We start from the raw sequence: 3,305 nt of genomic DNA on the forward strand, positions 1-3,305 counted from the left end.
GGGCTGGCCTCGCCCAGCTGGTCGATGATGCCGAGCACGAGGAAGGAGGGCGTGGTCAACCGGACTTCAGACATACGGCGACGGTATCGCGGCGCCCTCCGACGGAGGCCTTCGGTGATCGACTCCCGGGGCCTGCCCTACGGCACCACCTCGTCACACCGTCCGGGGTCGACCGGCCCGGGAGGCCGGGAGGGCACCACGGGGTCGAGTGCCCCGTAGGGGGCGAAGGGGCGGGGGCGCAGCAGTTCGTCGAGCGCGGTCAGCCGGATGAGCCGGAGCAGCCAGGGCTGGTCGCACACCAGCCACCAGCGGACTCCGCCCGCCCGTGCCCGTCCCGCGCCGTGGGCGAGGAGGCCGAGCCCCGTCACGTCGCAGAAGGCGAGCCGGCGGACGTCGACGGTCAGGGCGTCCGACTCGCGGACGAGGGCGTCGAACTCGGGGCGCAGGCGGCGGACCTGCACGAGGTCGAGTTCGCCGAGGAGCGCCGCGACGGTGTGGCCGTCGGACGAGCGGACGAGGAGGTGCGGGTCGTGACGGGGGATCAGCTGCATCGGACGCTCCACAGGGTGGGGCCAGGTGTCACGACGAGCGTGGCCGCCCTGTCCAGGAGAGGCACGTTTCGCCTGGTCCACTGTCACCTGAATCGGTGAATGCGGGGCTCCGGCTCGCTCGCCCGTTCGCCTCGGGCTCCTTCTCTCCCACCCCACCGGCCGCAGCCGTCCCGTCCCCCGGGCTCGGCGGTCACGTCCCGCCGAGCGGTGCCGGCCGGCGCGGGTGCGCAGCGGCCGGCACCGTCAGGGGCGGATCTCCTTCGCCTCGAAACGGCCCTCTCCCAGGACCAGCACGAACGAGACCTGCTGCCCTTCCGAAAGGGCCTGGCCCCCGCCTTCCACGTCCTCGGCCCGGAAGTAGACCGGGTCCTCGGAGCCCATGGCGAGGACGAACCCGTAGCCGGCGTGACGGTTGAAGGACTGAACGAATCCGGTGACCCTGTTTTCCACGACGCCTCCTCGGCTCCCGGCGCGCACGCGCCTTCCGAGGGATCCCTACCCCGTGACGGTGGATCCGTCTGTCCGCCCCCCGGGCGAGGGCGCGTGCTCGGGGGACGGGCCGGACGGCAGGTCCCGGGCCGAACGGGAGCGTCCCCGTGCCCGGGCCGGACGGGGCAGGCCCCGGGCCGGGCGGAGGCGCCCCCGCGCCCCGGGCGGCGGCCCGGCACCCCACCGCCGGTGCGGCGGGGTCACCCCGCGAAGCGGGCCATCCACGCCTCGACCTCGTCGGCGGTGCGCGGCAGCCCCGCCGAGAGGTTCTCGTGCCCGTCGGAGGTGACCAGCAGGTCGTCCTCGATCCGTACGCCGATCCCGCGCCATTCCGCCGGCACGGTGAGGTCGTCCGGCTGGAAGTACAGGCCGGGCTCGACGGTGAGCACCATGCCCGGCTCCAGGACGCCGTCGACGTACTGTTCCGTCCGGGCGGTGGCGCAGTCGTGCACGTCGAGGCCGAGCATGTGCCCGGTGCCGGCCATGGTGAACCGGCGCTGGAGGCCGAGGGCGTACGCGCGGTCGACGGGGCCCTCGATGAACCCCCACTCGACCAGGCGCGCGGTGAGACTGCGCTGGGCCGCCTCGTGGAAGGCGCGGTAGGGAGCACCCGGCTCGACCGCGGCCATGCCGGCCTCCTGGGCCTCGTACACCGCCTCGTAGACCCGCCGCTGGAGCGGGGTGAACGTGCCGGAGACCGGCAGGGTGCGGGTGACGTCGGCGGTGTAGAGCGTACGGGTCTCCACGCCGGCGTCGAGCAGCAGCAGGTCGCCGGGGCGGACCGGGCCGTCGTTGTCGGTCCAGTGCATGATCGTGGCATGCTCACCGGCGGCGCAGATGGAGCCGTAGCCGACGGAGTTCCCCTCCAGGCGGGCGCGGCGGAAGAAGGTGCCCTCGATCCACCGCTCGGAGGTGGCGACCGCCCGGGACAGCTCCCCCACGACATCGGTGAAGCCGCGCACGGTGGAGTCGCAGGCCTTGCGGAGCTCGGCGATCTCCCAGTCGTCCTTGACGAGCCGGAGCTCGCCGAGCGCGGTCTCCAGCTCGGCGTCCCGCTCCTCGTCGGTGGTGACGGCCGCCTCCAGGGCCGGGTCGTGCCCGCGGACGATCCGGGTCGGCGCGCCGGATCCGGCGGCCAGGTCCCGGGCGGCCGTCCGGACGTCGCGGCAGGGCAGGCCGAGGACGCGCTCGGACTCGGCGAGGGAGCGGCGGCGGCCCGTCCACAGCTCGGCGTGGTAGCCGGTCCAGAACTCGTCGTCGTCCCGGCTGTCGCGCGGGAGCTGGTAACAGTAGGCGTCGTGACCGCCGTCGGCGCGCGGTTCGAGGACGAGGGCGCCGTCCCGGGCCTGGTCGCCGGTCATGTGCACGTACCCGGAGTAGGGGCGGAAGGGGTACATGTCGTCGTTCGAGCGCGTCTTGAGGTTGCCGGACGGGATGACGAGACGCTCGCCCGGGAAGCGCGCGGAGAGCGCGGCGCGGCGCCGGGCCGCGTACGGGGCCTGCTCGTCCGGCTCCAGATCGTGCCGTTCGGTGTCCGCCCAGCCCGTGCGCATGAGCGCGGACAGTTCCTCGGAGATGTCGTGGTAGAGCCCGTTCTTGCGGCGCTTGGCCATGAGGTGCTCCTTTCGTCCCGGTCGGTGACCGGGCGTGCGTCCGTGCGGTGTGAGGCCGTGCCCTCCGGCGGCGGTACGGGCGCCACGCCCTGGCGCCGTTCCGGTGACCGCCGACCCACGGTCGTGGGGGCAGGGGCGGTGCCAGGACTGTCGTGAGGCCCGCTGCCGCCGTCCCCCCGGTGGCGGCGGTGCGTGTCCGAGCCGGGACGGTACCGGCGGGCGGGCCGCTCCGGGGCGCAGAAGTGCCAGTGGCACGGATCGGCCACCGCACCCCGTCCCCCGCCCGCTCCCGGCGCGTCGGCCGCCGTCGATAATGCGGCCATGACTCCTGCCTCCCCGGGCCCCGCGCCCCTGCCCCGGGCGGCCGCCACGCCCTCTCCGGCAGCGGCCGCAGCGCACAGCCGGCTCGCCGACGCCCTGCGGCTGCTGGGGGTCGGCGAGGCCGCGAGCCGGGTGTACCTGGCCCTGCTGGAGCGGGCTCCCGCGCCGCTCGACGCGGTCGGGGAGGCGGCCGGGCTGAACGGCGCCGCGCTCGCCGCGGCGTACGGCGAGCTGGTCGACGCCGGCCTGGCGAGTGCCGGCACGGGGCCGGCGGACGTCGTGGCGCCGGTGCCGCCCGCCGCGGGCCTGGAGATCCTCGGCCGCCCGGTGC

Annotated in this window: 3 protein-coding genes and 1 pseudogene; 1 reads left to right on the plus strand and 3 read right to left on the minus strand. The window is 75.2% G+C overall.

The annotated features are described in order from the left end of the window. Nucleotides 1-137: 137 nt before the first annotated feature. From RIF68_RS31950 to RIF68_RS31960, 3 genes are all read right to left on the minus strand, one after another. Nucleotides 138-551: an STAS domain-containing protein gene (locus RIF68_RS31950; protein WP_309054757.1), complete on the minus strand. Its 414-nt coding sequence runs from the start codon at nucleotides 549-551 to the stop codon at nucleotides 138-140. Between the two features lie 243 nt (nucleotides 552-794). Continuing rightward, entirely contained in the window at nucleotides 795-1,001 is a 207-nt protein-coding gene (locus RIF68_RS31955; protein ID WP_309054758.1) for a cold shock domain-containing protein, read from the minus strand. 239 nt (nucleotides 1,002-1,240) lie between these two features. Continuing rightward, nucleotides 1,241-2,653 (minus strand): aminopeptidase P family protein, encoded by a 1,413-nt coding sequence (locus RIF68_RS31960; RefSeq protein WP_309054759.1) that lies wholly within the window; start codon nucleotides 2,651-2,653, stop codon nucleotides 1,241-1,243. A gap of 321 nt (nucleotides 2,654-2,974) precedes the next feature. Here RIF68_RS31960 and RIF68_RS31965 point away from each other — a divergent pair. Further along, a pseudogene (locus RIF68_RS31965) lies at nucleotides 2,975-3,305 on the plus strand (hypothetical protein); the annotation flags it as partial.

It is taken from the genome of Streptomyces sp., assembly GCF_031178505.1.
In the GTDB taxonomy this organism is placed as follows: Bacteria; Actinomycetota; Actinomycetes; order Streptomycetales; family Streptomycetaceae; genus Streptomyces; species Streptomyces gulbargensis.